The organism is Desulfurella sp. (assembly GCF_023256235.1).
Classification (GTDB): domain Bacteria; phylum Campylobacterota_A; class Desulfurellia; order Desulfurellales; family Desulfurellaceae; genus Desulfurella.
In genome coordinates, this window is sequence record NZ_JAGDWY010000067.1 from 2474 (window position 1) to 8994 (window position 6521).

The window sequence follows — 6521 nt, forward strand, 5'->3', positions numbered from 1 at the left end:
TGTTTTTTTAAATACACCGGATATTCATAACTTAAATTTATATGTTTCTATGAATGATATGGTAGCTTTACACTTGATTCATAAATTGTTTTCAAAGTCAATTTTTTATTTTCACAAATCTTTAAAAACAAGTAGTAAAGATTATCGTTCATTGGTTTTTAACGATTTAGCATACACTTATTTTTTTGATAATAAAATATCAAAAGCTTTGTTTTTTGAAAAAAAAGCAATCAAAAACGCACAAAAATACAAAGACTTCAAAGACTTGCCATTGTATCTTTTTAACATAAGTTATTTCCGATATATTAAAAATCAAATTAATGATCCAACAAAAAAACAATGGCAAGAAAACTTTGATAGTTTTCTTGCACATCTAAAAAGATACGTTTTAAAACTTTCCACATTTAATGGTAATACCCAAATTAGTAAAATTATCAATAATGTTGAAAAAATAAACTATTAATCGTAGTATTGTGGTGCTAATTTTATTTTATTGAAAAATTCTGGATCATGACCATACCATATTTTTGCTTTCAAAAAACTGGCAAATTCTTTTAAAGACAGAATCGAATAATATGCATCTTTTGAGTTAGATGCTACACCAGGCGCTGTGTTATTTTCAATATTTTCTTTTAGTGGTGCTACATCGCCAGCTATAATTACCGGTCCATAGTTGTTTAGTTTTACTACAACACTTTGATGACCTGGCGTATGACCTGGTGTTGGTAAAATAAATATGTTGCCATCAAATAAATTTTTCATGCCTACAATTGGTTGCCAATTTATATTTGGGTTTTTGATATCCTCATCCACATAACCATGCTCTAAATTTTTATCGTAAAAATTGGCAGCTTTTAATTCTTCAAGTTGCACAATAACTTTTGCTCTTGGAAATTGCTTTGTATTTGCTGCATGATCAAAGTGCAGGTGTGTTTGGATAATATAGGTTATGCTATTTGTATCTATGCCTAATTTTGAAAGTGCTTCTTTTGGGGTTTCTGTTTTATTTTGAACCTGAGCTATGTTTGATTTTGATTCAAAAGAAATACCTGTGTCAATAAGTACTTTATCATTTCCTAAATCGACCAAAAAATAAGGAACAGGAATATCAATATCTTGAGTTTTATCTGCAGTTGATAGAAGTTTTTGTTTTTTAATTGTCTGTATACCACTTGAAAGTACATAAAGCTTAGGATACATCTTATGCCTCCATTCTTTTTGTGTTTTTTAAAAAATTAACTAGTTTGTCACAAGACACATTGCCATCGTTTTTGACACCCGATATAACAGATACCGCAAATGGCTTAACGATCTTTATTGCCTGATGAATGTTGTCTGCGTTCAGTCTACCAGCAAGTATAATTGGTTTTTGTGTTTTTAGGTTTATAATGGCTGCCTTTTGCCAGTTTTCTGTGAGTTTTGATTTTTCTTTGTGTTGTGCGAAAACAAATATACAATCAACTATTTCATCCAATTTTGTAGCTTTATCCAGCGCATCTTCGAAATTTACATTAACAGGAGCAATAATTTTAATATTTTCAAAATTTTTTTTAATTAAAGCCAATGTATTTATTGATAAAGAGGTATCTTGAATCTGGAGCGTAATTTCTTTACCTAAAGTATCTATCAGGGCTTCTATTAATTTAAAATCTGCCACTTGCGTTATAAAAATTTTTTCTACACTGAATTGCTTTAGTGTTGACTTTAATTCTTCTAATTTTGATATATTTATTTTTATACCTACTCCATCTATTTCTATACCAGAAAGTATTTCAAATTCATTTAGTTTAATATCTGATACATAAACTTTTGGGTATGTCATTTTTACATTGCTGCTTGAATTTTTTTTCTTATTGTTTCTTCGCTTTCTTCAAGAGCTTTTTTAAGTAGCATTGCATCTTTTTTTGCCAATTCTTCTGGTAAAGAATTAGAAACACTCATTCTAAGTTTTAAAAAGGCTTTTAATGTGTCTTTATCTAGGTTTGAAGCTAACTTTAAGTTTGTTTTGCAAAGTTTTACATACTCATCATCTGTTGCTTTTTTTGAAACTTCTATAATTAGTTCTTTTAAGTTTTTAAATTTTTCTTCATCTGTCATGGACAAAAGCTTTTCAAATATATTTTTCATTGTATTTTCCAGTTCCCTTGCATCTTGATTAACAAGTTTTACCACATCAATTTTTTCCATATGAAACCTCCTTTTAAAGTAATTTTCTTGCTGCTTTTGATATGCCTTCTGCTGTTGATGGATGCTGATTGGCATATTCTGCAACATCTTTTAATTTTGCACCCTGTTGAATTAAAACACCCAGTTCTCCAATTAAAGTACTGGCATCTTCGCCTATTATCCATGCGCCTATAAGCTTTAATGATTTTGCGTCATAGAATTGTCTGATTTCTCCTTTGTTTTCTGTTAATATCTGAGCCTTAGCATCAAATGACAAATCAAAGCTAGTCTCTAATATGTCAATTCCCATTGTTTTTGCCTGATCTGGTAAAATGCCTACAAATGCAGCTTCTGGAAATGTGAATACAGAATTTGGAACACACGAGTAATCCATATAATCAATAGGTGTATTATTTGCTAAAATGTTGTTTGCTGCAACTAAAGATTGTCTTGTGGCTGAGTGGAATAGCATTGATTTACCATTGATATCACCGCTTGAGTAAATGTGCTTTATGTTTGTTTGCATACTTGGGCTTGATTCTATACCTTTTTTTGTTATCTTTAAGCCTAAATTTTCAGCCCCTTTTGGTATTACAGGTACTCTGCCAAATGCCATCATTACTAAATCTGCCCTTGCTTGCATTTGTTGACCGTTTTGTTCGTAGAAAACACTGTAATCGTTTACATTTTTTTGAATTTTTATAAGTTTTGTTCCAAGCCTTATATCTATGTTGGGATCAAACATGCTGTATAATTTTTTTGCAAATGTTTCATCCATTTCTGTTAATACCCTGTTGCTTCTTTGAATTACTGTAACTTTAGATCCAAGCTCATTAAATATTGTTGCAGTTTCAAGGCTAATGTAGCCTGCCCCAAGTATGATGATTGATTTTGGCAAATAATCTATTGGTGGATTTAATTTGTATATATCGGTGCTTGTTACACAATACTGACTACCTTCAATAGGTAAAATAAATGGTTTTGCGCCACTTGCTATAATAATATAATCTGCATAGTATACTTTTTCACCTTCACCAGTTAAAACTTTAATTCTATGTTCATCTAAAAATTCAGCTGTGCCTTTTATAAGGGCAAGATTTGGTTTGGCTTCCTCGAGCTCCTGGGCATGTTGAGTGTATCTTAGATTTTGAACACCATTTTTGTACTCAATAACCTTTTTATAGTCGCATACTATATCTTTTGCAAAGATTCCAAACTGATGAGATTTTTTGAAATACCTGTAAAATGAAGCTGCTTGTCTTATAGATTTTGATGGCACGCACCCTTCTGCCAAACAATTACCGCTCATAACGCCCTTTTCGTCAACCATAATTACTCTTTTGCCTGCCTTTGCAAGCCTGAATGCTGCCGGGTAAGCACCAGCGCCTGCGCCGATTGTTAATACATCTACCTTTTCTTCCATGAACTACCTCCTTTTCCTTTAAATAAAATTTATCTTTAAAATTTTCCAGCAATGCAACTTTTAAATGCATACAAAATTTAATCCTCTTGTTAAAATTAGTCAAATTTAAGAATCTTATATTTATTATTAAAATAATTAATAAAGCTGTACCATAAGCTATGTAAATGTCTTATACAAATAAAATTTATTTATTATAAGATTATTAAATCATAAAACTGCCACCATTTACAGGCAGATACTGACCACTCATGTAATCGGATAAATCGCTTGCTAAAAAAAGTACAACTTTTGCTACATCAATTGGTTCGCCTATGCGTTTTAGAGGTGTAAAATTAGCAATCATCTCCTTTTGTTCTTTGGGTTGATTAAAAGTAGCATCTGTATTTGTTAAACCTGGTCCAACTACATTTACCCTAATACCATAGATTCCAAGCTCTAAAGCAAGCGTTTTTGCCATAGCATCAACAGCACTTTTTGCTCCTGCATGAGCAAAAAAACCAAAAGCAGTTTGTCTTGAAAGCGAACTTGATATATATATTAGCTTTCCATACTTCTGGTTTATCATATGGGTAACCACAGCTTTTGTGCAATTATAAAAAGCTTTTGTTTCGCCAACGATTTTTTCTTCTATGGATTTATAATCAAGCTCTAAAAATGGTTTTATTGGAAAATTTATATTTGCATTATTGATTAATATATCAATTGAACCAAATTTTTCCAATGTTGTTTTTACCATTTCATTTACACTTTCAAAATTTCTTACGTCTGCACGAAATGATATGGCATTTCCACCATTATCTTTAATGTAATTAACTACTTCTTGTGCTTTTTGCTCTGAATTGAAATAATTTACGACAACATTTGCACCAAAACTACCAAGGATTTTGGCACAACTGGCTCCAATACCTCTTGATGCGCCAGTAACAATTGCTACTTTTCCTGTTAAATCCAAATTTTTCATTCCAATGCCTCCTTTTTGGAAATTTTCGTAAATGATTATTGTTTTATTAAAATACACCTTATGAATTAATTATCAAGCAAGAATATAAATTTAATAAGAATTTGTAAATAAAAATATTGCAGAAATATAAATTGTTTGGCTAGATTATAAGCCAAACAATTTATAAAGTATTATCCTTTTGACGTTTTTTTATTTTTTGCCAGGGCATATGATATAATCCAGGATAATACTGGAATTAAAAATGCTAAAATTCTTGAAAAAGAAATACTTAATCCAATATTTTCCTGATATGCAACAACTGATAATGTTATAAAAAAAGAAATAAAAGCGATACCAAATGCAAATCTTACAGGATGACTTTTTGGAGTTTCCATATAATAGGTTGGCTGATTTGATTTAGACAATATAGGTACCAGAACAATAAAAAGCATAATTATTGAAGGTATTATAATTCCACCTATTGATTCTGGATCAATTACAGCACTTTTTGAAAGATGAATTACAAATGTATTTGGTATAATTTTCAATAATCCATATATCCATAAAAAATACCAATCTGGTTTTACCATAGGTGTAGAATTTGTTGGAGGTCCAAAATATTGCGATGGATGTACTGGATAGAAAGAAGCAATAATAAATAAGAACCCAAATGTTATTAAGAATAAAAATATCATAAGTGTGGTTTGTTGTGGCCAAAGAGGTATACCTAAAATTGAACCTTCATAATCTTTTTTGTTTTCTTTTGGTTGTGTATGTTTCTGTTTTACCATTATAATCAAATGAGCTCCAAGCAATAGTGATATAATAAGAGGCATAATAACAACATGATATGCAAAAAATCTTGGTAAAACGCCAGGAGATGGAAATGCACCATTGAAAACAAAATTTGCCAGAGAATGTCCTATCCATGGGATTTGGGAAGCTAAATAATAGCCAATATTTGTAGCTGTCACAGAAAAAGCATCGTATGGTAATAAATATCCACTAAATGAAGCAAATATAGCTGAGCCTAAAAGCAAAAGTCCAATCCACCAGTTAATTTCTCTAGGTTTTTTATATGATCCAGAAAAGTATACCCTTAACAGGTGAAGCATGATGGAAGCTAAAAATAAATGGGCAGCAAAATGATGTACGTATCGGATTATCATGCCGAGAGGTTGAGCATTGATTGCAAGTATGCTAGCATAAGCAGCAGGCAGTTTTTGGCTTCCTACTTCTACTAATTTTGATGAAGCCTCATAGCCGAACAATAAATATATACCCGTAATAACAAGAATAATAAAACTAAACAGTGCGATTTCTCCAAAAAAGTAAGTTGGATGTACGGGAAAAGCTTTTCTTAAAAATTTTTTATTGAATCTATCAAGATCTAATCTTTCATTTAGCCATTTATACATTTTATCCCCCTAAACCATAGGTCCAACTGGACCATCAAAATCACCATCAGCTACAATTTCATTATTAGGATTAAGTTTTATTGGTAATTGCGGCAGTGGTCTTGGAGCCGGACCAGAGACAACTTTAGCACCTTCAAATATATTGTACATACTCTGATGGCATGGGCAGAATATGTGAGGGTAGGGAGCTGGTTTTTGAGATTTCGGATGCCAGTCAACTGTGCAACCCATATGCGTGCATATAGCACTGTATGCCACAATGCCGTTTATAACCCAATTTAAATGTGTAGGTGGTTTAAACTCAGCTTGTTCTTCATGTATTATCATAATTAAATTTAGGTGTTCTTCTTTACCTAAAGGAAAGGCTAATGCGCCTTTGTCTAATTTTAGAGACTCTTGAGTAATTGTTTGACCTTTTTTGGGTCCCATCGCATAAACAAGTTTATCGCCAGGTGTTATAGGTTTTCTTTCATTTGCCTTAGAGCTTTGGGGTTTTATTGTGCCAAAAAAACTTAGCGTAGCTCCAAGCAAACTTATACCAGCAATACCCATACTTGCCTTTAATATTTTTCTT

At 31.5% G+C, this 6521-nt stretch carries 8 protein-coding genes; 1 reads left to right on the forward strand and 7 read right to left on the reverse strand.

Annotated features, from left to right (window positions below):
• Positions 1-463, forward strand: a 463-nt coding sequence (locus Q0C22_RS06805) for a hypothetical protein (RefSeq protein WP_291493082.1), incomplete at its 5' end; no start/stop codon positions are given.
• Here the strand turns inward: Q0C22_RS06805 and Q0C22_RS06810 are convergent.
• The 7 genes from Q0C22_RS06810 to Q0C22_RS06840 all read right to left on the reverse strand — a co-directional run.
• Positions 460-1200: an N-acyl homoserine lactonase family protein gene (locus Q0C22_RS06810; protein ID WP_291493084.1), complete on the reverse strand. Its 741-nt coding sequence runs from the start codon at positions 1198-1200 to the stop codon at positions 460-462. The genes Q0C22_RS06805 and Q0C22_RS06810 overlap by 4 nt on opposite strands.
• A gap of 1 nt (position 1201) precedes the next feature.
• Complete coding sequence (locus Q0C22_RS06815) at positions 1202-1822, reverse strand: hypothetical protein (RefSeq protein ID WP_291493086.1); 621 nt, start codon at positions 1820-1822, stop codon at positions 1202-1204.
• 2 nt (positions 1823-1824) lie between these two features.
• Positions 1825-2187, reverse strand: coding sequence for a hypothetical protein (locus Q0C22_RS06820; protein WP_291493088.1), 363 nt, complete (start codon positions 2185-2187; stop codon positions 1825-1827).
• Between the two features lie 13 nt (positions 2188-2200).
• Positions 2201-3589, reverse strand: coding sequence for a dihydrolipoyl dehydrogenase (locus Q0C22_RS06825; RefSeq protein WP_291493089.1), 1389 nt, complete (start codon positions 3587-3589; stop codon positions 2201-2203).
• Positions 3590-3791: 202 nt separating this feature from the next.
• Positions 3792-4550 carry an SDR family NAD(P)-dependent oxidoreductase gene (locus Q0C22_RS06830; RefSeq protein ID WP_291493091.1) on the reverse strand — a complete coding sequence of 253 codons (759 nt, stop codon included), beginning with the start codon at positions 4548-4550 and terminating at the stop codon, positions 3792-3794.
• A 170-nt stretch (positions 4551-4720) separates the two neighbouring features.
• Positions 4721-5947, reverse strand: a complete 1227-nt coding sequence (locus Q0C22_RS06835) for a cytochrome bc complex cytochrome b subunit (RefSeq protein WP_291493094.1) — start codon at positions 5945-5947, stop codon at positions 4721-4723.
• A 9-nt stretch (positions 5948-5956) separates the two neighbouring features.
• Positions 5957-6521 (reverse strand): Rieske (2Fe-2S) protein (locus Q0C22_RS06840; protein ID WP_291493097.1); only part of this gene is annotated, 565 nt, incomplete at its 5' end.